The organism is Vibrio sagamiensis NBRC 104589 (genome assembly GCF_007990935.1).
Classification (GTDB): Bacteria; Pseudomonadota; Gammaproteobacteria; order Enterobacterales; family Vibrionaceae; genus Vibrio; species Vibrio sagamiensis.
The window spans coordinates 22,622-46,998 of record NZ_BJXJ01000033.1 but is presented as its reverse complement, the minus strand read 5'-3'; the positions used below and the strand labels follow the sequence as shown (position 1 = coordinate 46,998).

22 protein-coding genes are annotated in these 24,377 nt (G+C 41.9%); 2 read left to right on the top strand and 20 right to left on the bottom strand.

The features are described from left to right. Window positions 1–437: 437 nt before the first annotated feature. From VSA01S_RS14925 to VSA01S_RS14910, 4 genes are all read right to left on the bottom strand, one after another. Complete coding sequence (locus tag VSA01S_RS14925) at window positions 438–935, bottom strand: ATP-binding protein (RefSeq protein ID WP_145993914.1); 498 nt, start codon at window positions 933–935, stop codon at window positions 438–440. After that, window positions 853–1,194: an RNA ligase family protein gene (locus VSA01S_RS14920; RefSeq protein WP_174302261.1), complete on the bottom strand. Its 342-nt coding sequence runs from the start codon at window positions 1,192–1,194 to the stop codon at window positions 853–855. Before VSA01S_RS14920 ends, VSA01S_RS14925 begins: the two co-directional genes overlap by 83 nt. Window positions 1,195–1,391: 197 nt before the next feature. After that, a complete protein-coding gene (gene prfH, locus VSA01S_RS14915) occupies window positions 1,392–2,024 on the bottom strand; it encodes a peptide chain release factor H (RefSeq protein ID WP_039983201.1) in 633 nt (210 codons plus the stop codon). Further along, a complete protein-coding gene (locus VSA01S_RS14910; RefSeq protein WP_039983200.1) occupies window positions 2,021–3,202 on the bottom strand; it encodes an RNA ligase RtcB family protein in 1,182 nt (393 codons plus the stop codon). Before VSA01S_RS14910 ends, prfH begins: the two co-directional genes overlap by 4 nt. Before the next feature lie 639 nt (window positions 3,203–3,841). Here VSA01S_RS14910 and VSA01S_RS14905 point away from each other — a divergent pair. After that, window positions 3,842–5,485 carry a hypothetical protein gene (locus tag VSA01S_RS14905; RefSeq protein WP_186810632.1) on the top strand — a complete coding sequence of 548 codons (1,644 nt, stop codon included), beginning with the start codon at window positions 3,842–3,844 and terminating at the stop codon, window positions 5,483–5,485. Between the two features lie 103 nt (window positions 5,486–5,588). On the opposite strand, the gene VSA01S_RS14900 is transcribed toward VSA01S_RS14905, so the two are convergent. From VSA01S_RS14900 to VSA01S_RS14825, 16 genes are all read right to left on the bottom strand, one after another. Beyond that, a complete protein-coding gene (locus VSA01S_RS14900) occupies window positions 5,589–6,629 on the bottom strand; it encodes an oxidoreductase (protein ID WP_039981969.1) in 1,041 nt (346 codons plus the stop codon). Window positions 6,630–7,304: 675 nt separating this feature from the next. Further along, window positions 7,305–7,652, bottom strand: coding sequence for a hypothetical protein (locus tag VSA01S_RS14895; RefSeq protein WP_039981968.1), 348 nt, complete (start codon window positions 7,650–7,652; stop codon window positions 7,305–7,307). An 836-nt stretch (window positions 7,653–8,488) separates the two neighbouring features. Beyond that, window positions 8,489–9,643, bottom strand: coding sequence for a flagellin (locus tag VSA01S_RS14890; RefSeq protein WP_039981967.1), 1,155 nt, complete (start codon window positions 9,641–9,643; stop codon window positions 8,489–8,491). Window positions 9,644–10,124: 481 nt separating this feature from the next. Further along, window positions 10,125–11,315, bottom strand: a complete 1,191-nt coding sequence (gene flgL, locus VSA01S_RS14885; protein ID WP_039981966.1) for a flagellar hook-associated protein FlgL — start codon at window positions 11,313–11,315, stop codon at window positions 10,125–10,127. Window positions 11,316–11,326: 11 nt separating this feature from the next. Next, window positions 11,327–13,240 carry a flagellar hook-associated protein FlgK gene (flgK, locus tag VSA01S_RS14880; RefSeq protein ID WP_039981965.1) on the bottom strand — a complete coding sequence of 638 codons (1,914 nt, stop codon included), beginning with the start codon at window positions 13,238–13,240 and terminating at the stop codon, window positions 11,327–11,329. A 235-nt stretch (window positions 13,241–13,475) separates the two neighbouring features. After that, window positions 13,476–14,462 (bottom strand): flagellar assembly peptidoglycan hydrolase FlgJ, encoded by a 987-nt coding sequence (flgJ, locus tag VSA01S_RS14875; RefSeq protein WP_039981964.1) that lies wholly within the window; start codon window positions 14,460–14,462, stop codon window positions 13,476–13,478. Between the two features lie 15 nt (window positions 14,463–14,477). Beyond that, window positions 14,478–15,569, bottom strand: a complete 1,092-nt coding sequence (locus tag VSA01S_RS14870) for a flagellar basal body P-ring protein FlgI (protein WP_039981963.1) — start codon at window positions 15,567–15,569, stop codon at window positions 14,478–14,480. Window positions 15,570–15,614: 45 nt separating this feature from the next. Then, entirely contained in the window at window positions 15,615–16,394 is a 780-nt protein-coding gene (gene flgH / locus VSA01S_RS14865; protein WP_371860803.1) for a flagellar basal body L-ring protein FlgH, read from the bottom strand. A gap of 25 nt (window positions 16,395–16,419) precedes the next feature. Further along, window positions 16,420–17,208, bottom strand: a complete 789-nt coding sequence (gene flgG / locus VSA01S_RS14860) for a flagellar basal-body rod protein FlgG (RefSeq protein ID WP_039981962.1) — start codon at window positions 17,206–17,208, stop codon at window positions 16,420–16,422. A gap of 17 nt (window positions 17,209–17,225) precedes the next feature. Further along, window positions 17,226–17,975, bottom strand: a complete 750-nt coding sequence (locus VSA01S_RS14855; protein ID WP_039981961.1) for a flagellar basal body rod protein FlgF — start codon at window positions 17,973–17,975, stop codon at window positions 17,226–17,228. Window positions 17,976–18,287: 312 nt separating this feature from the next. Then, the gene (gene flgE / locus VSA01S_RS14850; RefSeq protein ID WP_039981960.1) at window positions 18,288–19,601 is read right to left on the bottom strand and encodes a flagellar hook protein FlgE; all 1,314 of its coding nucleotides are present in this window, start codon (window positions 19,599–19,601) and stop codon (window positions 18,288–18,290) included. Between the two features lie 27 nt (window positions 19,602–19,628). Then, complete coding sequence (flgD, locus tag VSA01S_RS14845) at window positions 19,629–20,336, bottom strand: flagellar hook assembly protein FlgD (RefSeq protein WP_039981959.1); 708 nt, start codon at window positions 20,334–20,336, stop codon at window positions 19,629–19,631. 17 nt (window positions 20,337–20,353) lie between these two features. After that, the gene (gene flgC, locus VSA01S_RS14840; RefSeq protein ID WP_021711108.1) at window positions 20,354–20,770 is read right to left on the bottom strand and encodes a flagellar basal body rod protein FlgC; all 417 of its coding nucleotides are present in this window, start codon (window positions 20,768–20,770) and stop codon (window positions 20,354–20,356) included. 5 nt (window positions 20,771–20,775) lie between these two features. Next, entirely contained in the window at window positions 20,776–21,171 is a 396-nt protein-coding gene (gene flgB / locus VSA01S_RS14835) for a flagellar basal body rod protein FlgB (RefSeq protein ID WP_039981958.1), read from the bottom strand. Window positions 21,172–21,539: 368 nt separating this feature from the next. Next, window positions 21,540–22,367 carry a CheR family methyltransferase gene (locus tag VSA01S_RS14830; protein ID WP_039981957.1) on the bottom strand — a complete coding sequence of 276 codons (828 nt, stop codon included), beginning with the start codon at window positions 22,365–22,367 and terminating at the stop codon, window positions 21,540–21,542. Between the two features lie 186 nt (window positions 22,368–22,553). Continuing rightward, entirely contained in the window at window positions 22,554–23,480 is a 927-nt protein-coding gene (locus tag VSA01S_RS14825) for a chemotaxis protein CheV (RefSeq protein WP_039981956.1), read from the bottom strand. Window positions 23,481–23,557: 77 nt separating this feature from the next. On the opposite strand from VSA01S_RS14825, the gene flgA reads away from it, so the two are divergent. Beyond that, on the top strand, window positions 23,558–24,304 hold the full coding sequence (flgA, locus tag VSA01S_RS14820; protein ID WP_039981955.1) for a flagellar basal body P-ring formation chaperone FlgA: 747 nt from the start codon (window positions 23,558–23,560) through the stop codon (window positions 24,302–24,304). Window positions 24,305–24,377: the final 73 nt, after the last annotated feature.

Below are 24,377 nucleotides of genomic sequence, written 5' to 3'. Positions count from 1 at the left end.
TTTTCCGTGTTGCGGCTTCCGATGTCTCGGAAAACCAAGTAGTTCTCTCAAAGTTACTTTTATTAACGGCGCAGATAAAAAAAGCTTTAGCAAAAAATCTAAAATTTCTTTCACTTACTTTTACCCGCGGAGAAATCGAGTAAAGTACATGTTCTATTTGTAAACAGCCGACGATAAGCACTGACTCGAGGTTAAATTGATCGCATTCTTATGGCCAATCACATGACATAAATGATAGTGATAACGCAGCTTTACCAAAATCAATATAGCTACCTGATATTATAAAGGTTAATGGAATTTAACTTACCTATGAACTTGTCTGGGAGAGTAAAAATAATCAGCAAAAAGTCACCTCAGATGCTCTGTGCTATGAGGTGACCTTAGCCTTCAATCGCAACAACGACTCGTAGATAGAATCGTTTGATATTCAGCGCGGCTTAAAGAAATGTTCCTTGCCTAAGCAGATCTTGGCCTTTTTCTCCGATAACTAACATTCGATGGGCTTCAGACCGCCATGGCCATTCCAGTTTTTTCTGTTGAGCTTCAAGCACTTCGTAACTGATAGCATGTCGGCGCTTGTTGTTATTCTCGTAAATGCGGCTTAGTTTTTGTTGAAAAGCCACAATGGTCACCAAGGCATTGTAGTTATCACCCAAATCACACAAGACGCTCCTGAAATCCTTTCTGATATTGGTGGCGTCCCACACAACATTTCGCTTTGCAGCTAAGGCTCTTTTTAAACGCAATTTAGCCAGTTGTAGGACTTGCCCTCGTTTTTTTTGGCACTCACGTTTACCATTTAACTCTGCTCTTATTTGATCAAGAGAAATCACTTCAAAGCCTTTTAGATTGTTAGCAATCCAAGAGGTTTTGCCACTGCCACTCAAGCCACACATCACATAAAAATGGCTGTAATGTTGGCAGGATATCTCCACAAATACGCCATCCTTTTGGGATCAAATAACCGCTCTCTGCTTGCAATGCTTTTACCCAAGCTCTTGAAACATGAAAACGACTATCAATGGATCTCGCATGAATATAGTCATGATAAAATGTGGTATTTTCACCATCCATTTTTTCTGTCACGACAATCTGCTTACCAATAAAGTTTTGCAGATGACTTTGGTGTATATCATCAGGCGTCGCACCTGGCGACCAAGGTAAATGAGGGGTACGAGGATATTTTATTCTCATTATATTTCTCCATGGGATTGATACCCAAGTCATTTCAAAATGCTTGGGTATATAGCCAAAAAGGGATAATTATCTTTTTTGGTGAAATAGGCACAGTTCATTCCTCTTATATCATGAGGCTTCTATTGACTGTGCCGAGATGGAATTACATAACGAGATCCTCTATACCCTAATATTTATTTTTCTCATGCCAGTACTCAAAAAGTATCGGCAGCAACAAATTTATCGCCTTTAAATGTTCTTACTGGATTACCTCTTTCAAGCTCCCAGTGTTGTTGCCAACGAGCTTTGTCTTGAGAGGTCGCTTTTTCTTGCTCAAGCATGTCTAGTTTTTGAAAGAGTAACGCTTTCGCCAGCCGTTTATTAGCATGCTGACTTCGCTCACTCTCGACACGTACTGACATTCCCGTTTCATTATGCATTGCCCTAACCGCAGAGTTGGTCGTATTAACATGCTGCCCCCCAGCGCCTGATGCGCGGCAAGTTTGATAGGTCACACCCGCCCCAAACTTGGCTTCATTAAGCTCAAACATCCGCCCACCAAAAAACCAGTTTTTACGCTTATGCTTCGGTCTAAAGTGGCTTTGACAGACCCATAACATCGCACCTTGCCACGATGAAGCGAGCAATTTGGCTCTCCCTTTATGGCTTGATTCAAGCTTCAATAATAAAGACTTAAAACACCCTTTTTTTTCTGCTGGGATAGTCTCTACGATGGTTAATTCAATCGCTTGTTGCTGGCACTGTTTTTCAATGTGTTTTAATGCTAAACCAACCGCTTTACAGCATTCGAGAGGACCTTGCCCTGATGATAATTGCAGTAATATCATGATGAACAATCCCCATTGGTTTTGAAGGTTAATACCGGACGTAATTTAGCAACGACCGTGATCAAGCCCGCCATAACCATATCGTTGATCACTGTTTGACATTTTTTATAAGCTTGAGGCGCTTCATCGTAAAGCAGTTCCTTATTGCCACATACCACTCGACTCCCCAAAGCGGTGCGGTAAAGATCCTCGCGTTTATATTTGTGGCCTAGCCTGCCATGGCACTCACCACGTTTCCATTTTCTGCCCGCTCCATGTGGCAATGAATAGAGACTCGTCTGCATCGCTTGGTCGGAATCACTCATTGGCTTAACTAAATAACTGTAGTCACCACGTGATCCCGGAATAACAACATATCCTTTATCACTCGGTGTGGCTCCTTTTCTATGTAACCAACCCGATTCATTATTGATTGTTTTCGGTGACACTAGATTGTGGTTAATATCTAACACACACTGGCCATCAGTCCGAACTGCCTCAAGAAACCTTAGGGCAATGAGCTCGCGATTAAGCTCGGCCCAACGCACAGCCTCATCATGCTGTTCCATATAATGAGCAAAGTCGGAATGAGGGTGGTCAGCCGAACTGATTTCAATCCCGTTGTGATTATGTGAGTTAATATGCTCGGTCAGAATTGATTGTCCCAAGCCTCTTGAGCCGGAGTGAACCAATAACAATAACTGCTTTGTATTTAAGCCCAGTTCGTTTAGCGCCTCAGGGTGATAGACATCCTCAATAGCCTGAAACTCTGCAAAATGATTACCGCCCCCAATAGTACCTAAAGCATGGTCATAAGCTTGAGTTGTGATGTTTTTTTCTGCTTTTCTCGCTTGAACAATATCATTCCAGCTGTCATTGAGTGGCTGCTCGATATGCTCAAACTTCTTGACCATTTTATCCAAATTCACTTTGGTGGTTTTTATCGATGTTTGCCAGAGCGACATCCCACAACCAATATCATTGCCGACTAGTGCCGGATAAATGGTCTTGGTCGTAAAAAACGCCGCCCCAATGGGATAACCTCTTCCCGGGTGCAAGTCTGGCATGCCTGCCACTCGCCTCATCCCTGTTAATTCTGATGTTTTTATAAGTTGCTGAACCGCTAAGCCTTCGATCCACGTATCTTTAGAAGCGATCAAATTGACGTTGTCAGCAATTGTTTGGACGGATTTGCCCATAATACCAATTCCTTAAAATAGGATTTAAAACGTAAAACGTATTGGCAGGTCAATCGACCGGGCGTAGCTTTACTAGAAAGCCAAAACCTTGAAATAGATTAGATAGCTTTGTGCTACTTATCGGGTAAGACCTGCAAAGGATAAGAATGTAATTGTCATGATTTTTACTCCTTTTCGGTTAGTTGATATTGATGAGTAGAATATAGTAATCAAGCAGACTATATAAATCAATAGATTATTTATCTATATACCATTTTGAGTTTAGGTGGTTATTTCACGTATTTGATCTTTTCTAAGAACTTAATATTTATTAAATAGATAGAATAAAGACACTATTAATTTCCTTGTGAAATGGAATGACTTGTGACTATACTTTAACCATATAACCATGAAATAAAAAAGGTTTTTAGAAAGCAAATTCAATATTTCAAGTGTAATTATAAAAGTAATATCACTTATTTCACTCATTTAAATTAGAAATGACAAAATATGAAAATTGTAAAAGTAATATCAATATTTATTTACTTATTTATTATTAGTAAGTCATTATTTGCAAACCCTCCTCAGATAAATAACTCCCACAAACACCTATTTAAAGCAGATAAAATATTGTCAAAAAAAGCTTCACAACGCTTTAACATGATATTAAATAATGTTGAACGTTCCAATCTTAATAACATTGCCAATAACTACATTCAAAGCACATCAATACTCGACACTTCACACTCTGACTACGATCATTATAGAGCTCAAGAAGCTGCCATAAAGCAAGAAATTGGGGAGGCCATTCTATACTACTTACAACATCAAAAAGTACTCAACCCTCGTTTTATTCCGACGCTCACCAAAATTGAATCTTGGTGCTCGTTACAACAAAACAACCATTGCACCACTCCACTTAATATTCACAATTCCACCACCCAACTCGATAGTGAAAAAGGCCCTTCTAATGGTTTTTCGCTCATTGTTGGTAAGCCGAACCAATCCACGACAATACAGACAGTACTCGCTACAATACCGGGGCAAAGCTACACACTTAGCTTCAATTTCTCAGGTAATTTTATCAATTATAATGAGATGAATTATTCTTACCAACCCGTTAGCCTTCAAGTTGAAATAGCAGACGAGAAAATCTCCCTTTTCAAGCAACATCCTCTGATTACAGAAGAATTTTGGATAAATGGTCGACGAGGAACCGTAGACAGACCCTTTCACAACACAACTGATGGAAGAAGTTGGGAAAAAGTAGAGGTCCAGTTTATTGCTAACAGCCACCAAACAACATTGTCTTTTCTCAATAACGCTTATACTTCTCAAGGCATCCAAACTTCCCCAGCCATCCTGTCCAATGTCATGGTTTATGATGATATAACCGCAGATAAAGATCTTAACCATCGATATTTAGCGACCATAGCTTCAACTGGGGCCGTCTTATCTGGTCTTGGGGCCACCACAGTTTATCTAGCTAAAAAAGGCATGATTGGCAATCCATTCCAAGTCCTAGGCTTCAGCTCAACAACCATTGGACCAAAAACTGCAACAGAGTCGTTCACCTCCGCGTTTAATGACCTACACAGCATCATGAAAACCGGCGGAGCCCAACAAGCTATTCATGAGTATCTCGCGATACCGACAGAGGAGTACGCACAAGCCTATTACCACCAAGAAGTCTCCACGACTGAACTTGATATCATGTCTGAGATAGGCTTCCTTGAAGCTGGCACCGGACTGCCCGCAAACCAAGCCTCGATAGAAACAGGAGGCACGACGCTTGTTAAAACCATCAATCAAAGTGCTGATGTTGCAGAAAAAACGGTCATTAAGTTTGACAGCCAGACTGCCGCTGCAAATTTTGCCAAGCAGTTGGACTCTTATTTACTGAGAGAAGTGGATGCCATTCCTGGAATACATGAAAAAATCGGTAGCATCAGTGTCAATATTGGCGCTGAAGGTTCAACCGCTGAAGTCGCAGGGCACGAGTCCGTTGAGATTCTCCATAGTGCCGCCGAGATCGAATTTGGCAACGCGGGAAAAATGGGCATCAGTGAGTTCATTACAAAGTTTGTTATTGAACGTGGTTTTAGTGCCTCCGTGGTCGATAGCCTTCCGTTTATTTACAACACGACGAGCTTAGCCGGTATCGGTTGGAATTCTCATATTGGCGATGTGAATGAAGTGGCATCTGAATCTATCAGTAGCGCTTACGAGGCAGGAATGAGTGCTTCTGAGTTTGGCGCAGCAGCACTAGAGGGTTTAGAGATCACTGGCATTATCTTACTTTAAATTGGCATAAAGACGTCAACATCATGCCCTTCTAAGAAGCTTCATGCTTATTGTTAGCAAAGAAGTACTTTTCCTGAAGGGCAGCTATCTGTTTTGTTATACCTTATAAGTCTTTAATAAATAACTTCTTACCCAAATCACTGCTTTCCATCGCAAGATTGATCAATTTAATATTCAGTAACGCCTCTTCAGCTGTAACTGGGCAATCTGACCCCGTATGAATGGCTGAAGCTACCTGACAAAAGTACTCCTGATAGCAACCTCTTTCTGTTTTAATCGGCTGGCAATGGTTGACATCGTAAAAATGGCCATATTGAGAAGGCTCTTCTTCTGACCAATCACCCGTTGATGGAATCGCACCGGCAATGAGACGCTCTTCTTGAGGATCAAGACCATATTTTATATAACTGCCGGCAGTACCATTAATCGTCAAACGTTTGTTTGGGCCCGCACTGAGCATGTCACCATGTAAAACGGCGAGATGATCTGGATAATGTAAAATCAAATGGAAATAATCAACATTATTAGACCCTTGGCGCATGATTTTGCAATCCGCACTAATGGCTTCTGGTAGCCCAAACAAGGTTATGGCTTGATCAAGAAGATGAGAGCCCAAATCAAATAAAAGACCGCCCCCATCTTCGGCTTGTTCCTTCCAACGCTGGCGAACCTCAGGGCGGAAGCGATCAAAATGAGATTCGAAATACTTTAGCTTACCTAAGCGTTGTTCATTAAGCATTTTCTGAACCGTCAAGAAGTCACCATCCCATCGTCGATTATGGTAAACACTTAACAGCAGCCCTTGTTCCTTGGCTAAGGCTATAAGCTCTTCACCCTCATCGATTTTTGTAACAAAAGGTTTCTCGATGATCACATGCTTTCCATTCTCCAATGCCAATTTAGCCAGCTTGAAATGAACATCATTTGGCGCAGTAATTATCACCAATTCAGCATCTGACTGAGTGACTAAATCATCAGCTTGCTCAAAATGTCTTATGTCAGGCCAGTCATCTTTAACCTCTTGTTTGCTCGTACTTATTGCCACAAGCTCAAATTCATTCAAATGAGTAACAAAAGGAATATGAAAGGTTTTTGCTGAGAATCCATAGCCAATGACGGCAGTCTTAATCGGTGAAGTGGTCATGTTTGTCTTTCCAAGCTGAGCGGATGATTGTCAAACGGTTGGCTTAAGAGCGAGCCGGCTCAAAGCGGCTTAAGCCATCGATATCAGCCATGATGCACGAACACTGATGAGCCTTCAATCGAGATGATCAGAAACATACATTGACCAATCGAGTAAAAATAAAGCTTTCTTTTATCAAAAGATGCGGTATAGTAAATTCTGCTCTGACAAAGAGTGATTTAAAGATAAAAATATTAAAGTCAGTTTTCCAGCGTCATCCCTAGCCAGTTTCTCTCTGTAATCTCCCTTAATTCTCTATCCTAAAGTTATACCTATGTTCAGTGCACCTTAATTTTAATTACAACTAGGGGGGCTAAATATGTCCAATAAAACATCAAATAAGATTGATTTATCGAGTAAAAAATCAAATCATGATCAAAACACATTGGTTAATCAAAAGACATTAATCAATCACTTACTGCAAAGAATATCGAATGGCCAAAGTGGTGTCGTTCTCGAGGAGTTATTATGAAAAATAACGGTCGAAAGAAAATTTGGTTTACATTGAAAAATCAAAAGAATCCATCACATAAACAGACTCATACCGCTCGATATTAATATCGGTGACAGAAATATCCGCTATATTACTTTTTCGCTATATTACTTTTCGCCATATTAATTTACGTTATATAACTCTTACGTTATATGACTTTGGCTAGAGTCACTCAACGCTATTTTTTCTATACGTTTCGCTATTTCTATGATCAGGTTGCGATAAACAGTAGGGGAAAATGTGTTAGATGGAACATACTGTACTTCAGAAACATAAAAACCTGATTGACGATTTGCATTGATATATTTAATTCCCTCCGTCACTTGTCTATGCACTTCGTCTAACGTTATGTTTATAGGTGGTTCTTCACTTAATGCCGTTACTGCCACCTTACCCACATTTTCACTCGCTAACTTAATGCATAATAAGTTATAAGTAGGCCCTGTTATTCTTGCTAAGCTGTATATTCCATCTCTGTAATGAAATATCATTTATTTTTTCCTCATCCTACATTCAATTCCATACCACAGCATCACGCAATTTAATCGAGAGCTAGGCTGAGAAATCATGGTCTGCATCCTTCAAAGCATTTGCCAGTACTCTCATCAGAAAATGCTTATGATCTACTGTAAATTCAGGGCATGTTTTTACCGAAAAAAACAGTTCTTCGAGTACAAAGCCAAGCTGTTCTGAATCATTGGGATCAAATTGATTTAAATATTCGCCGAGCGTCTCTTCCTGATCATAAATTTAAAATACACCAATAAAGTACGATGGAGTCGGATTAAAGTCTAAATCAGTTTTCGGATATTTTAGGTTCATTTATTACTCTGTATAAGGGACTTTTATAACTCGAACTCATATACTATCAATAGGTTACTCTCTCCTGAAAGGGAGTTGTGCAAAAATGAGATAGAAACCATCTGTGGCACTCGTGGTTTCGGTGGTTTGGGAGCAGCTATAAAAAAGTCACCGTGAGCCGTGGCTATTGGGAGTCGAGCATCAGTTTTACGTTTGTATGGGGTTACCTATGTTAAGGGCTCGAGTTATTAACCCGAGCCTTTGACTTGTAGATCGTTAATACTGAAAAATAGGTAAGAAAAAGCCCCTTTTCCTTTGAGAGAACTGGGGCTAGGTTGGACGCCAGAGCCAATGTGAGATCAAGAGAAATGAACACATATCCGGCATACCGGGTGCAACGTTACATTAAAAAATGCTCGGCAGGTGAGAGATGAGAGAGCCTGACATCTTTATTATATGTAATGTTGCTTTGCCAAAAACCAATACTCGCACTCACGTCTGAATGCATTGAGTATCAGCTTCGTCACTACTGCAATAATTGCATTGCAGAGTTCGGCAACTGTTTTGCTTGAGCAAGAATCGAAGTCCCTGCCTGTTGCAAAATTTGAGATTTGGTCATCTGCGTTGTTTCCTTCGCAAAGTCCGTATCTTTAATTCGACTGTTTGATGCATCTACGTTTTCTTGGATGTTAGCCAAGTTGTTGATGCTATGATTTAAACGGTTTTGCTTCGCGCCTAAATCCGCCCGCTGTGAATCCACATATTGTAAAGCAGAATCTAGGATAGAAATCGCATTCTGAGAGCCTTGTACTGTCGTCATATCAATGTCTTGAACTACCGTTGGCGTACCAGGGCCAGCTAAATCTAGCTCGGTTGCAAGACTACCAGATACTGACATTGCCCCTTGAACATTAGGGTGTGCGACAAAGATCTGTAACTTACCGTCTTCACTCACAGAAGCATTAATAAGATCGGATTGACCATTGATGTAAGTCGCCAGCTCTTCAATATCATCACCCGCTTTAGCTGAAATGCTAATATCAAGATCGATAGGGTTACCACTTGCATCTTGATCCATGCCTGGCAGCGTAATTTTAAGATCTGTACTGGCAGATGGTACTTGCCAGTTGATGTCTTTGCTGTTGTTGGCCGTCAGTGTTGTGCCACCCATGCGTTCTTCATCAGCACGGATACTGGTCAAGGCCATGATCATCGCTTCACCAGAGCTTGCACCTATTTGGAAAGCCGCATCACCAAATGAACCGTTAAGAAGGCGTCGACCACCAAATGACGTCGTCTCCGCAATTCGGTTGATTTCATCAATCAGCGCAGTTGACTCTTCATTGATCGCTTGGCGTTCTGCATCGGTGTTACTGCCGTTTGACGATTGAATCGCCAAATCACGCATACGTTGCATCACTGCCGTCGCTTCATCCATTGCACCCTCAGCGGTTTGGGCAATCGAAATACCATCATTTGCGTTACGCATCGCAACATCCAGACCGCGAGATTGGGCAGTAAGACGGTTCGAGATTTGTAAACCCGCCGCATCGTCTTTTGCACTGTTGATCTTGCTACCTGATGACAAACGCTCCATCGAGGTATTCAGCTCATTTGATGCTTTGTTTAGGTAACGCTGCGAAGTCATCGCAGCAACGTTGGTATTTACTGTTACAGCCATTTTGCTCTCCTGTTGAGTTCGCTTTGGTTCGCGAAGCGGCCAGCTTTACTCATTTGGAAAAGCACTGACCGTAAATATTTACCCTCATTGCCAAGCGGCAAGTCTGAGCGTATTTCAATCAAAATATGTGGATATCAATACAAATTATGTGCCAACTTACACATCCAACAAAAAGGAATAAAAATTAGCTAATCCCACGTTATTGAAAACAAAAAATACTCACTCTATCTTTTTAAAGCACTATCGTGCTGTTTCCTGAACGTGCAATGATGCATCTTGCCGCCAACGGTAAAAACATGCCGTATTTTAACTTAACCTCAAGCTCGGTTTTGCTACTATTTAATCCTGCCTATCTGAAACGTATATTGGTTCATCTCATTTAAGGCATAGCACATAACTGAAATAACCAACATTGATTAAAATCCCCAAGGCCATGTATGTTAATAAACTTTCTTGGGTCGCCTATCACATAGCTATCCATCTAAAGATAATTAAACAACGTCAAATCTTTAGTCTTACCAAATGCCTGTTGTGAAGCTTGAAGCGCACGTGAGTTCTCGCTGAATTCAATCACGGCTTTCGAATAATCCAAATCTTCAAAATTACTTTTTGCTTTGGTCAAAGACAGATTAAAGTCTTGATGATTTTGCTCTTGAAGATCAAGCGTGCTGAGCTTAGCACCGATATCGGTGCGAGCTTTGTTCATATGAATAAACGCCGCTTCGAACTCTTCGGTCATCTGGTGCAGTTTTGCTGTTGCAGAGGCATCAGAAACCGATCCTTCAGACCAGGTCATAGCCTCTTTCAAAGAATCAAAGATGCTGAATGTCTTTCGAGGTTCAAGGGTGATGCTGTCCCCTGCTGTCACTTTACCTTTCAGTTGAATGTCGACATCCTCATACTGAATACCATTCACTGGCGAATAGTCATCCACCTTAACCACACTGCCATTCTTTTCCAATTGATAAGCAAATGTACCGTTGTTCATGTCCACAAAGGTAACTTTAAACACATCATTATTGTCAACGCTGGTCGTGGCTCGCTCTAGCAATAATTCAGAGCCATCTTGAAGCTGATATTGTGGCTCAAAATCACCAAGAGGATTCGGGATAATAGTAAATAAATGATTACCCGGAGTATTGATTGCCATTTCAATATTGCTCGAGATTTTCATTTTACGCTGATAGTCATCACCTCGATAAACCACTGAGCCATCGTAGTCTTGAAAAAACGGTTGGCTCTTTGGTTTAGTCCCGGCGAAAACATAGTTGCCGGACTCATCCTGACTGTTGACCAGAGAAAACAAATTGTTCGCCACTTCTTGCAGCTCACGTTTTTTGGCCGCTCGATCTTGTGGTGAAAAAGCGCCATTGATCATTTCCATGGTGATCCGCTTCGATTCATCAATCAGTTCTTCAGCATCTGAAGTCACGACCTCTTGATTCTCAATACGGTTACGAACGAGTACGATGGCATCAAGGTACTCATTCAATTGTTCTTCTTGCTGACCAATACTCTGTAAGTAGTGCGTCGCTAAAGGGTCGTCACTCGGTTTGGTCAATTGCTTCCCGGACGCCAATTGCTCTTGGTTATGATGAATTTGATTTTCTTGGCGGCGCAAATCATTCTGTACAGATTGATAATGGTGGAAACTGGCAATACGAGTAAGCATCTTGATCCCCTTTATCGCAACTGCAAAATAGTATTGAAGGTGTCATTAGCCGCTTGCATCACCCGTGAAGAGGCCATATACGCTTGCTGAAACTTCATCATATTCGCCGCTTCTTCATCCAGATTTACTCCTGAAATAGACGCCACACGTTCATGGGCAGACTCATTTTCTAATTGGGCGACGTCAGCTTGCCGTGCTGCTGTAGAAGTCTTTAAACCGACGTTGGTGTTTAGATTAAAATACAAGCTCATCACCGTCGATTCTTTACCATTCATGGTCTTTTCCGTCTGGATATTTTGCATTTTACGCAGGTTACCGTTTCCGCCTTCAGACGGCACTAAGTTCGCAGTAAATTTATCGTTGGCGAACGCTCCTGAGCCAAGTTCAAAAACGGTAGCTGCGCCACTTTGATAGTCAGGATGACCTACTGGTAATGTAACGGACACAGGGCCAGAAGGTGGATAAAACTGCGGAGCAACCAAAATGTTGCCTTTGGTGTCTGTGACCGCGAATTGATCCCCTGCTGGTGACACGACAACTTCAAACTCACGTAAATCACCGGCTGCAAGAATCTCAAACTTGGCTTTACCCTGCGCGGAAGTGGTGGACGCTTCATAACTTTGTGCCGCTATGGCTTTCGGGTCGGTGGTTTCCAATCGAATTTGCGCGGCGCTGCTTCGAGTCGGGCGCAGTAAAATTTGCTCTCCAACCGTTGGTGGGTTGCGCACTTCGATGCGCATACCATCCAAATAAAAGGTGTTGTTAGCATCAGTATTCAATTTTACGCTTTCGCCATTTGGCTTGGTCACGTGGTAGCCATCTGATTCGTAGCGAACGGCATATTCACCGCCCTTTAGCGTACTGATATCCTCGATATAGGCCGCCATATCGACATTAGATCGCGGCCCTGCAACAACACGCGATGTTGCCAGTCGCTCAGTATTAATATCGGTAAATAAGGCCTTACCAACCGCACCGTTATGATCTAAGCCTTGTGTTTGTAGGTGATTTACTTGTTCTGAAAAGCCAACGGATACACGACCGAGTTCATCCATAATCTGCGGGATATGTTCATCACGCATTTTAAGTAATGCGCCGATCTTGCCATTAATATCATCGGATTTAATGGCTTTAATACCGCCACCTTCCACCATGGCAAGACGACGTTGATGCACATCTGGAAAGCCATCAATCATCTTTAATTGGCTGGCTTCAGTACCGGATACCAAAGTATGTCCGTTACCGATATGCACATTGAACCCCTCGGCATTTTTGCGAGGCGTTACTGTGACTTTTGTGTACTCGGAAAGCTCTTTGATTAACTTTTCATGCTTGTCCATCAAATCGTTATGCGGACCAGGCGTACGCATCATTAAACGGTGAATATCACGAATTTCAACAGCCAGTTGGTTGACTCGCCCTATTCCCATATCAAGCGCTTTATTGGTCTCATCAGCTTGCTGACGAACGGTTTCATGGAAGCCATTGAGGGTATCAGCCAGCACTTTAGACTTTTCCAATACCACTTGACGCGCCCCCATATCATTGGGCGTATCGGCCATCGTTTTAACGGCATCAAACCATTCGTTCATGTTTTCTGGAATTTTTTTCGAAGAGATCGACGCAAGCATGTTTGAGAGTAAATCAAGGTTCTTCTCATCATCGAGCTTATTTGCATAATTCGTTGTCGACAGATTGAGTTCTTTAACGGCAAATTGATCCCAAGAGCGGCGAACATTTTCCACATGCACGCCCATGCCGTAGGTCGAACCGCCAAATTGACGTGGATCATTGGTTCCTTGGATGACAGACTGACGGCTATAACCCTCAGTATTCGCATTAGAAATGTTATGACCAGTTGTATTCAACTGTCTCTGAGCAGTAAGCACACTTTGTGCTCCTACATTCAAGAGATCTGATGCCATAAATGCCTCCAAGCAAACAAAAAATATCGAGCCAAGTCGAATAACCAAAAATTAACTAGCAATTATAATGCCAAGTGTTTGATTTGTAATTCATCGCTTAAATTACAAATTAAAGAATGCGATAAAATACAAAAGAATAAACAAAAGGCTTGAGTTACAAACCTTCAACTAAAATAAGAGATGAGAAATTAAAGCAGCAAATTAACCAAACAGTGAAAGGCTTCTCTAATCGATATTACATATTTTCGATTTTATTCTTTACTTGTAGAACTTTATCAGCATAACTTGGGTCAGTCGCGTATCCTGCCCTGTGAATACCACGAATAAAAGATTCTGAATTATTGTGATTTTGTAGCGCAGTTTGATAACGAGGATTATTACTCAAGAACTGAACATAATCGTTAAAGCTATCTTGATAACTTGAATATGCACGAAATGCTGCTGTTTCTTTCACCGGTATATGATCATAGAACTCAAGAGTTTGAGTAGAGATCCTATCTCCCTGCCAACTTCTGTCTGCTTTGATATTAAACAGGTTATTCGTGCTGCCACGAGCGTTTTTAACTACTTTTTGCCCCCAGCCTGTTTCTAAAGCTGCTTGAGCAAGCAGTAACGAGGGTTCCACGCCCAATGCTTTTGCCGCACGAGTCGCGTAAGGTTTTAAAGAAGCGACAAAGGATTCTGGTGTATCAAATGTTGCCGACTTACCTATTGCTGCCGGCATGTTAGATGCGTTGGCCACGTCATCGGCAATCGATGGTTCATTTGAGCGCCTTAACTGTCCGGATTCGATGAGACGTTGTTCAATTTCACGCGCCTTAACAGGATCAATACGGCGATAGTCTGCCGCATTGTTCGCAGCCTCTCTGATGGCCACTTCTGATTGGTCTTTACCTTGCTCCTGACCAACGGTTAATTGCGCGACAATCATATCGGCAAGACCCATCGAGCCCGATGAACTGAGTTGACTGACCATTTGCTCATCCAGCATTTGGCGATAAAACTTTTCGTTTTGGCTATTTAAAAAGTTAGACTCAAAACCTTCATTTGCCTCACGCATCGATTTTAGCATCATCGAAGTAAAGATAGATTCAAACTGTTTGGCTGCCGCATGTAATGCCTTTTGCTCACCTTCTTTGCCTTCATGAAGCGCTTTTTGACGTAGTGTATCAAGTGAGCTGATGTCGTGAATAAAACCGACGTCATTTGAATTATTAATCATATCTTCCCCCAGCGATCAAATGATGATCAATTGACCTTCAATTGCACCCGCCTGTTTTAAGGCTTGCAAAATCGCCATCAGATCCGAGGGAGCCGCGCCGACTTCATTGACCGCGCGCACCAGATCATCCAGTGTTGTGCCAGGTTCAAATTTAAACATCTTGCCATTTTCTTCATTGACTTCGATATCAGAGTCTGGCACCACCACGGTTTGACCGCCTGAGAAGCTATTAGGTTGACTAACATTAAGTTTTTCTTTGATCGCCACTGTCATACCACCGTGAGTGACTGCTGCGGGTTTCAAACGCACATGCTTGCCGACCACAATTGTCCCTGTACGAGAGTTAACAATAATTTTTGCTGCGCCATCAGCAGGATCAAACTCAAGATTTTCGATTGCTGATAGAAACGCGACTCGCTGGCTGACATCACGTGGAGCACGGACACGAACCGATGTGGCATCCACCGCACTGGCCATTTGTGGGCCAAGGAAGTTATTCACTGCATCTGCCATGCGTTGTGCTGTGGTAAAATCAGAATCAAGCAAGTTAAAGGTAATGAAGTCACCACGACCGAAAGGGTTAGGAATTTCGCGCTCGACAGTAGCGCCACTTGAGATTAAACCAACGGTTGGGTTGTTACCCACCAGCTTAGAACCATCCGCTCCCTCAGCACTGAAACCACTGACCACGAGGTTACCTTGAGCAACCGCATAAACCTGACCATCTAAACCTTTAAGAAAGGTTTGCAGTAAAGTACCACCACGTAGGCTTTTTGCACTGCCAATGGAAGAGACATTAACGTCAATTTGTTGCCCTTGCTTAGCAAAAGCAGGCAACTCCGCCGTCACCATAACTGCGGCAACATTTTTAATCTTTGGCTTAGTACCAGGCGGCATTTGGATGCCGAAGTTTTGTAGCATTGCCGCAAAGCTTTGCTCAGTAAACGGATTCGACTCCCCCGTACCCGGTAAGCCCGACACTAAACCATAACCGACAAGTTGGTTACTACGAACGCCCGCAACTTGTGCAACGTCTTTAATTCGTGCTGCTTGGACTGTTGTTGCAAGTAGAGTAATACTGATCAGTAATAAGAAGGTTTTTTTCATCTTGGCGGTATCTCTCAACGTCAATTTCCCAATATTTCAAGGTGCTTAGAGAGCTACATTGAAGAATCGTGCCAAGAATCCAGGCTGCTGAGTATCTTGAGTCATTCCAGTTCCCGAGTATTGAATTCTAGCATTAGAAACTCGGTTCGAAGCAATGGTATTATCGAAACTGATGTCATCTGGTCGGATCGTGCCACTGAGGCGAATATATTCATCTCCAGTGTTTAAAGTCATCCATTTCTCGCCACGAATCACTAAGTTTCCATTAGCAAGTACTTCAACAACTTCAACCGAGATATAACCACTAATACTGTTACTTTGTTTAGCAGAAGAATCACCTGCAAATGTATTCTTGCTATTTAAATCATAAGAAAAGTTGTACTTTCCAAGCTTCATCTCTTGGCCACCGACTGCAAGAGGCTCCATGGTAGAATCATTACTTTTAGACAGATCCGCATTGGCACTTTTCGTTGCACTGGTGGTTTCATCTAAAGTAACCGTAATAATATCTCCAACCCCACGTGGCTTAGAGTCATCATACAAGTCAGATATGTGTTCAGTGCTGAATAATGAGCCAGTTTCTGCTGCATAGTGTTCAGTTTTTTGACTCGGATGAATGGGAGCCCATGCAGGATCATCCACAACCGGATCCTTTCGACCACGAAACATATCCGTGATGGAGCTACTGCCTACTTGTGACTTATCACCTTCAACAGCATCAATGGATGTCGTTGCTTGCTCTGTATCACCGTTACCTTTGTCACCTATCATAGAGCAACCCGACAAGGCAGCCGCTAATATCATGAAACTCAAGCGTTGAATCATTATTCTTATTTCCCTATAACTACAATTAAAGCTGTTGATTCACAAAACTCATCATTTTGTCGACTGCCGAAATTACTTTTGAATTCATCTCGTATACACGCTGCGCTTCAATCATATTCACAAGCTCTTCTGTGACGTTCACATTAGACGCTTCCAACATGGATTGACGAATCTCTCCCAAACCATCTAACCCAGGAACGCCCTCTTGCGGATCACCGCTGGCTCCAGTAGGTAAATAAAGGTTTTGTCCAATGGGCTCAAGACCTCCTGGATTAACAAAGTCAGTGATTGTTAATTGCCCTACTACTTGGTTATTTTGCTGACCGCGAACTCTTACTGACACTTCACCATCTGTACCAACAGTTATAGAAATTGCATCGTCAGGTATAACAATTTCCGGTTCAACTGCATATCCAGAACCCGACGTCACAAGCATGCCCTCTCCATTAAGGGTAAATTGGCCATTACGGGTGTAGCCGATATTACCGTCAGGCAACGTTACTTGGAAAAAACCGTCACCTTCAACCATCATATCTAAAGCATTTGATGTGGTTTGCGCATTACCGTGAGTGTGCATTTTTTGAGTGGCGACCACTTTGGAACCAGATCCAAGCATTAAACCACTGGGTAACTCAGTATTTTGCGACGATTGACCACCAGGTTGATTAATATTTTGATAGAACAAGTCTTCAAATACGGCACGACTTTTCTTGTAGCCTACCGTGGAAGCATTTGCTAAGTTATTTGAAATCGTTGCAATATTGGTCTGCTGGGCATCAAGACCTGTTTTACTTACCCATAGTGCTGGATGCATGTAAACCTCTAACTCTATTAACTCATACGAAGCAGTGAATCTGCGGACTTGTCCATTTCTTCTGCGGTGCTCATCATTTTCACTTGCATTTCAAACTGACGCTGCAAATCAATGAGTGCGGTCATTTCACCGACTGCGTTGACGTTACTGCCTTCAACTACCCCGGTTTGAATACGAATCGCAGCATCAGCTTCGTAGGGCTGGTTTGGTATTTTATGGCGAAATAAACCATTCGTATCTTTAAAAATGGCATGGTCACTCGTTCTGACCAACTTAATACGGTCAACAACTTCTAAATCTTCTGCCGGAGCACCTTGAGGTAGTACAGAGAGAGTACCATCGCGGCCAATTTCAATTTTAGAGACAGGAATAGGTAAAGTAATAGGGGCATCATTTTCCCCCAAGATGGCATGACCACTCGCATTGGTCAGCAAACCATTTTGGTCTACTTTCAAGTTACCATTGCGCGTCAAACCTTCTTTACCAGTTTGATCCATCACAGCAATCCAACCGCTGCCTTCAATGGTAATATCGAGGTCACGGCCAGTCGTAATCACACTGCCTTGAGCAAAATTATGTCCCGGGCGTTCTGTCATACTGAACACACGAGATGGCAAACCGTCGCCATAAGCTTGCATTGAGCGTGCTTGAGCGAGATCAGCTCTAAAGCCCGTGGTACTCACGTTGGCTAAGTTGTTGGCACGTAGCTGCAAGGCTTGCATATTTTGCTTAGCGCCACTCATGGCAAGAAACAGTGCACGATCCATAAATTACTCCAAAAGTTCTCTGTACTTCAGAATAAAAGCAAAAATAATGCCAAAAATAAAAACCATTAATAACAGTTGGTTACTTTGTTTTGGTTAACAATTAGAGTAGGAAAAGAAGAAAACACCGCATATAGAGGCAAGCATTGAAAGCTAAAACGGCAAATACGGCAAGCACAACGGCAATGGATGCCATCGCAAAACTGGCTTGTGCAAAGTAGGCTGTGTAAAACGGATTTAACCACGAAGCTGCGAAAAGATAAAACCACTTAGATAATGGACCTAAGTGGTTTCAAGATACTTGATTCAAGACGATTAACGAATCTGTAGAATATTTTGTTGTAACTGATTATGCACTTCTAAAGCTCGTGAGTTAGCTTGGAAGTTACGTTGCGCAGAAATCAAGTCGACCAGCTCTTGTGTCATATCGATATTAGACTGCTCTAGCATGCCGTTATCAATGGTTCCAAATGAGCCTTTATTGGATTCACCCCAAATTTTATCTCCGGAGAATTGAGTCGAATCCCATTGGGTTCCACCTTTTTTATCCAAACCTTGTTCATTAGCAACACGAACTAATGCAACACGACCAAGTGTCACGTTTTCTCCATTGGAATACGTACCAAGAACACTACCATTTTCGTCAAAGTCCACTTTGGTCAAAAACCCAGTTGTCGCACCATCTTCATCAAATTTTGTTAGCTCAAACGGAGCAGCAAACTGCGTTGATGAGTTTAAGTTAACGTTCAACGTCTGCATTGTATCCGCACCGTTAAGGTTAATCGGATTTGGGTTAGTTGCAGGATCACCGAGTGGAACCGATGTGATCGGTTGGCCGTTGTTTAGACTCGCCAATGTACCATCATTATTGAACTTCATGGTGTGGCCAATATGCCCTGAAGGAGTCGATACATCACCATTGGCAATATTCAGTGGTTTTTCACCTTCTTTATCCGATACTGTGTAATAAGTATGCCAAGTGTTTGGTTGATTCTGATCTTTTAAGTAGTAAGTCGATAACTTATACGACTGTCCCATAGAATCATAAATCGTAGAGGATGTAGAACGATTATAAGTATCTGGATCAGAAAAATTAAACTGTGTCGGATCTTTCAAGTCTCCATTAGCCGGTAAGTTTACTCCGATCTCAATATTAGCACTTTGCTTAGGCTTACCAAACTCAGCAGGAATATTAATAGGCTGCGCCTCATAAGAAGAAACATCGCCCGTTTCAGGGTTCACTTGATAACCAAGTAAAAACTCGTCGTTCGCAGTCACCATGTAGTTTTCTTTGTTTAAATGAAACGCACCATTACGTGTCATTTCATTTTGCTGAGGAGTCAAACGATCCTTCGCAACAGCAAAAAAACCAGTGCCAGACACACGAAGATCCATTGGGTTATTCGTATAAATACTTGAACCTTCATGGAACTGCTGTGCAACTTGACTGGCTTGAGCACCGCCACCTGGGGTTGTTTTGGCATTAGTAAATAAAGAATTTGAGTACACATCGGCAAATTCCGCGCGAGACTCTTTAAAGCCGTACGTATTGGCGTTCGCAATATTGTTACTTGTCGTGTTTAAATCCAGTTGAGCGGAGGACAAGCCGCTTAAAGCTACATATGTCATTTAAAAAGTCTCCAAACTTGCTATTGGTTATGCTTTACCGACTTCCAATACTTCAGCAAGTCGTACTGGCGATTCAAACCCCGCCAAATTAAGTAATACGTTTCCGTCACCTTTGCCGAGTAGAACGCTGTTCACATTGGCATAAGTAGAAACAGGGAACTCTTGTGATTCACCATTTACCAAGCCGGATGCTTTAACATTGTACTTGCCTGCTGGCATAGAATTACCGTTATCATCTTTACCGTCCCAAAGCACACGGCTATCACCAGCAGGCTTTGCTCCAACGTCAAAAGTACGAATTAATTGACCAGCTTGGTTTTCAATTCGTACCAGTAAATCATCAATCGGCTGAAGCAGCTTGACCATCGCTGCCATCTCAGCATTGTCTTGCTTAACTCCAGCAGCTCCTGGCACCAAAACATCTCGACCGACTAAAGAAGAAGCCTGCAATGCTTGGTTTGATGTCATTGAAGAATTGAGGTTCTCAAATTGAGAGTTCATTTTTCCAATGCCATCTACGGTTGCAAATGATGCCATCTGAGCGATCATTTGATCATTACTGACCGGCTTAAAAGGGTCTTGCTGAGAAAGTTGCTTCGTGAGCAAAGAAAGAAAATCTTCTTGTTTAAGATCTTGCTTACCTGTGCTCTCTTCCGTTTTTTTGTTCTCTTGCAGGCTTTTAAGCTGATCAATGTAGGACAAGCCGCTTTGACCAACATTGTTGATTCCAGCCATACGCTACCTCCTAATCCTTATTGACCCATCTGCAGTGTACGCAGCAGCATTTGTTTACTTGAATCGGCAACCTGTACGTTAGTTTGATAGGCACGAGTTGCTGATATCATATTAGCCATTTCTTCCATTACATTAACGTTAGGCTTGTAAATATAACCTTCGTCATTAGCAAGTGGATGATCTGGGTTATATTCCGCATTCAGCGGTTTATCACTTTCGACAATGCCGAGTACTTTTACCGGAACTGTCTCTCCACCACGACGCATAGCATTACTAAGCTCCGCACCAAAGACAGCATGGCGAGCTTTATAAGTGTCTTTAGCAGAGCTACTAACACTATCAGCATTGGCTAAGTTACTTGAGGTAGTATTTAGACGAACCGATTCAGCGCTCATTGCAGAACCTGTCACATTGAAAACATTAAATAAGCTCATCTAAATTACTCCCCTTTGATTGCTTTGGTTAGATTCTTGAACTTGCTGCCTAAAAAATCGAGTGATGCTTGATGCCTAATTTGGTTTTGCATAAACAAGTTACGCTCTAAATCCAAATCAACTGTATTACCATCACCGGTATCTGGCTGTGTGGGAAGTCGATAAAGCTTGTCCCCAGTTAATGTTGCAGTGGCAGAAATATGCCGACCATCTGTACGACTAAGACCAATGCTTGCCCCAGATGTTGCCGTTTGTAATTCCTTTGCAAAGTCTAAACCTCTCGACTTATAACCAGGTGTATTTGCTTGCGCAATGTTAGTTGAAATCACTTCCGCATTACGCTCACGTACTCCCACCGTGTACTGGTGAATACCTAGTGAATTATCAAAAGATATAGCCATATGTGCCTCTACGTTCAGAACTGACCATTTATCATAACCAACTAAAAAGCAATTAATATGCCAAAAATATAGAATGTTGTTTTTTGTTCAAACTATTTATCACATCTTAGCAATATATAGGCCAATTTTTGTATATTTTAGGAAAGAATAAGAGCCAAATAAATATGAGTTGGCTGGCTCTTCATTCATTGAACTGAATAAAAAGCTCGTCGGTCAAAAATAAAACAAATCTTGCTATAGAAAGGTTAGCAGGTCGTCACATTGCGATATTGAATCATCTGCGCCGACCTCTCTAATTAAAGATGTATAACGTCGAAGTACTTATAAAGAAGTTGTTAATTCATTAGTTTTATGGTTGAGGGCTTTTCTTACTTAAGCTTATAGATAATACCGGGATTACAACGCACCATTTCAAAGCGGTCAGTCAATCCAGTTAAAGACTCAGATGCCCCTAGTAACAAATATCCTCCAGGATTTAAGCTATTTGCCATTTGATTCAGCACCTTTGACTTCATCTCAGGAGAAAAATAAATCAGAACATTGCGACAAAAGATAATGTCAAACTTACCAATAAGAGCATAACTGTCCATTAAGTTCTGTGGCCGAAAATTAACGAGACGTTTAACGTTATCTCTTACTTTCATACGCTTATCACCAGAATCTTCAAAAAACATACGTCGACGCTCAGGTGAAAGACCACGACCTAACGCTAAGTTATCGTAAACACCAGCACGACACATGTCTAACATGGTCGTTGAAATATCCGTTGCAGTAATCGACACATTAGGCAATAGACCCGGTTTACGCTGCTGGGTTTCCAAGATACTCATTGCAATTGAATAAGGCTCTTGTCCTGATGAACTTGCCGCTGACCAAATTTTTATTGGGCGTTTATAGGCTGCTATTTCAGGCAATAGTTTGTCGACTAACACCGTAAATGGGTAAGTATCTCGAAACCATAATGTTTCGTTAGTTGTCATCGCATCGACAGAAGCAATTCTTAACTCACGATTACGTCCAGTCACTGCCTCTCTTAATAGTTCAGATAACGACGAAAGACCAAATTTGTGCACCAGAGGGCTCAATCTGCTGCGTACCAAATATTGCTTACTATCGCCCAATACGATGCCACATTGTGACTCTAAAAAACGACTAAATTCGCGGTATTCTTGATCACTAATGGTAATAGCAGTCATTTACGTCTCTTTATAATGTTAATGTTATTTCTAAGCACTGTGTTTTCTGGGTGCTAAGTTTTGCTAGTTGCTATAAGTTCCATGCACTGTATCTATTACTGAAAGCAACACCAATAAACATGCAATACTAATACAGGCGCATGTTAATACAGGCGTTATAGCACAGCAAATAATGAGCCTAAGTTTCTATGGTGTCAGAGCCAGTTTCACTGCCGTACCCAATTCATCCGGACTAAATTTAGCAATAAAACTGTTTGCACCAACACGCTCAACCATTGCTTGGTTAAATACGCCACTCAATGAAGAGTGGAGGATAACATAGAGATCTTTTAAAGCGGCATTTCTACGTATTTCTGCAGTTAAGGTATAGCCATCCATCTCTGGCATTTCGATATCTGATATCACCAAAGAGATTTGATCATAAATACTGCCGGTTTCGGCCATTTCAAGCAGCTTACTGTAAGCCTCTTTACCATCTTTAACCGAAATGACTTCGAAGCCAAGCGAGGTAATGGCTCGTTCTATTTGTCTTCGTGCTACTGTCGAATCATCGGCAATGAGAATACGGCGAACAATCGGCTGTTCTAATTCTGCGATTGCGATATCTTGTGCGATACTCTTATCCATTGTTTCATCGACAGGAGCAATCTCAGCCAGAATCTTTTCAACATCTAAAATTTCAACCATCTCATCATCAATATTGGTCACTGCTGTAAGATAATGCGCTTTACCAGCCCCTTCAGGTGGAGGTAAGATTGCTTCCCAGTGCATGTTGATGATCCTTTCTACCGAAGAAACCAAAAACGCCTGAATGGATCGATTAAATTCAGCAATGACAACAAAACACTTGTCGAGATCCGTCGTTGATCGTCCACCAATTGCAAGACTTAGATCTATGACAGAGACGGTATGACCACGAATATGAGCGACCCCTTTTACTAGTGGGTGCAAATTAGGCATCCTAGTTAACTTTGGGCATTGCAATACTTCTTTTACTTTAAACACATTAATGCCGTAGCGCTGTCGCCCCATTAGTCGAAAAGTGAGTAGCTCCAATCGATTTTGCCCAACAAGTTGCGTACGCTGGTTAACCGAATCAAGGATCCCTGTCATTATCGTCATCTCCATCTCAAACATTTTACTTTTAAATGATACCCTAGGATAGGCAGGCATAACACCAAGGAAAAAACATGGCGCTTGATTACTTTGACTTTACACTGTATCCCATAAATAAGAGTCGACAGGTTTTCACAAAGCCTGTCAGTATTATCGGCATTTTTATCGCTTTATTTAGCTCTTTTGTTTACTCTGCCTCAGAAAATCAACTCAATGAGATAAAAACTGCCGCTGAGCAACACATTCTGAATACGGTTGAGCAACCTCTTGGTGGCAGCTTATCAGTCCGTGCTGCCAAAATTGATTCACGAATTAAAGCAACTGATTGCCTTGAAGGGCTTATCACATCAGCATCATCGACAAGCAGCACTCGAAGTAATATCAATGTGCTTGTAGAATGTCCAGCAGATAATTGGAAAGTCTACGTACCCGTTCGGATATCAGCTTCTGTCCCCATGATCGTCGCAACGCGTCCATTAGCAAGAGGAGATATTATTCAGTCCTCTGATGTCGTGATTTCCATGATTGAACTGCAACGATTCCGCAAAGATGGCTTCAGCACGGATACCCAAGTGATAGGAGCGAAACTAAAACGAAATGTGCGTTTAGGGGATGTCGTTGAGCGTAATGATGTCTGTGTCGTTTGCCGTAATGAAAAAGTGACCATTAGGGCTACAAAAGGCAGTATGACCATCACTACACAAGGCACAGCACTTCAAGACGGCTCAAGTGGCGAGCAAGTAAGAGTGAAAAATGACAAATCACAACGTATAATAGAAGGAACTGTGACAGGTATAGCAGAAATAACCATCACATTTTAAAGGTGCAACGCTAATTTTGACCACCAGCCAATAGAAGTTAAATAGACAAAAAAAACACTAAAGTTATTTTTTG

Excerpts from the sequence above, each read along its gene's own strand:
- VSA01S_RS14920 (WP_174302261.1), bottom strand. The coding sequence starts at position 1,194 with ATGAGAATAAAATATCCTCGTACCCCTCATTTACCTTGGTCGCCAGGT.
- prfH (WP_039983201.1), bottom strand. The coding sequence starts at position 2,024 with ATGATATTACTGCAATTATCATCAGGGCAAGGTCCTCTCGAATGCTGT.
- VSA01S_RS14910 (WP_039983200.1), bottom strand. The coding sequence starts at position 3,202 with ATGGGCAAATCCGTCCAAACAATTGCTGACAACGTCAATTTGATCGCT.
- VSA01S_RS14905 (WP_186810632.1), top strand. The coding sequence starts at position 3,842 with ATGATATTAAATAATGTTGAACGTTCCAATCTTAATAACATTGCCAAT.
- VSA01S_RS14900 (WP_039981969.1), bottom strand. The coding sequence starts at position 6,629 with ATGACCACTTCACCGATTAAGACTGCCGTCATTGGCTATGGATTCTCA.
- VSA01S_RS14895 (WP_039981968.1), bottom strand. The coding sequence starts at position 7,652 with ATGATATTTCATTACAGAGATGGAATATACAGCTTAGCAAGAATAACA.
- VSA01S_RS14890 (WP_039981967.1), bottom strand. The coding sequence starts at position 9,643 with ATGGCTGTAACAGTAAATACCAACGTTGCTGCGATGACTTCGCAGCGT.
- flgL (WP_039981966.1), bottom strand. The coding sequence starts at position 11,315 with ATGCTTACTCGTATTGCCAGTTTCCACCATTATCAATCTGTACAGAAT.
- flgK (WP_039981965.1), bottom strand. The coding sequence starts at position 13,240 with ATGGCATCAGATCTCTTGAATGTAGGAGCACAAAGTGTGCTTACTGCT.
- flgJ (WP_039981964.1), bottom strand. The coding sequence starts at position 14,462 with ATGATTAATAATTCAAATGACGTCGGTTTTATTCACGACATCAGCTCA.
- VSA01S_RS14870 (WP_039981963.1), bottom strand. The coding sequence starts at position 15,569 with ATGAAAAAAACCTTCTTATTACTGATCAGTATTACTCTACTTGCAACA.
- flgH (WP_371860803.1), bottom strand. The coding sequence starts at position 16,394 with ATGATTCAACGCTTGAGTTTCATGATATTAGCGGCTGCCTTGTCGGGT.
- flgG (WP_039981962.1), bottom strand. The coding sequence starts at position 17,208 with ATGCATCCAGCACTATGGGTAAGTAAAACAGGTCTTGATGCCCAGCAG.
- VSA01S_RS14855 (WP_039981961.1), bottom strand. The coding sequence starts at position 17,975 with ATGGATCGTGCACTGTTTCTTGCCATGAGTGGCGCTAAGCAAAATATG.
- flgE (WP_039981960.1), bottom strand. The coding sequence starts at position 19,601 with ATGACATATGTAGCTTTAAGCGGCTTGTCCTCCGCTCAACTGGATTTA.
- flgD (WP_039981959.1), bottom strand. The coding sequence starts at position 20,336 with ATGGCTGGAATCAACAATGTTGGTCAAAGCGGCTTGTCCTACATTGAT.
- flgC (WP_021711108.1), bottom strand. The coding sequence starts at position 20,770 with ATGAGCTTATTTAATGTTTTCAATGTGACAGGTTCTGCAATGAGCGCT.
- flgB (WP_039981958.1), bottom strand. The coding sequence starts at position 21,171 with ATGGCTATATCTTTTGATAATTCACTAGGTATTCACCAGTACACGGTG.
- VSA01S_RS14830 (WP_039981957.1), bottom strand. The coding sequence starts at position 22,367 with ATGACTGCTATTACCATTAGTGATCAAGAATACCGCGAATTTAGTCGT.
- VSA01S_RS14825 (WP_039981956.1), bottom strand. The coding sequence starts at position 23,480 with ATGACAGGGATCCTTGATTCGGTTAACCAGCGTACGCAACTTGTTGGG.
- flgA (WP_039981955.1), top strand. The coding sequence starts at position 23,558 with ATGGCGCTTGATTACTTTGACTTTACACTGTATCCCATAAATAAGAGT.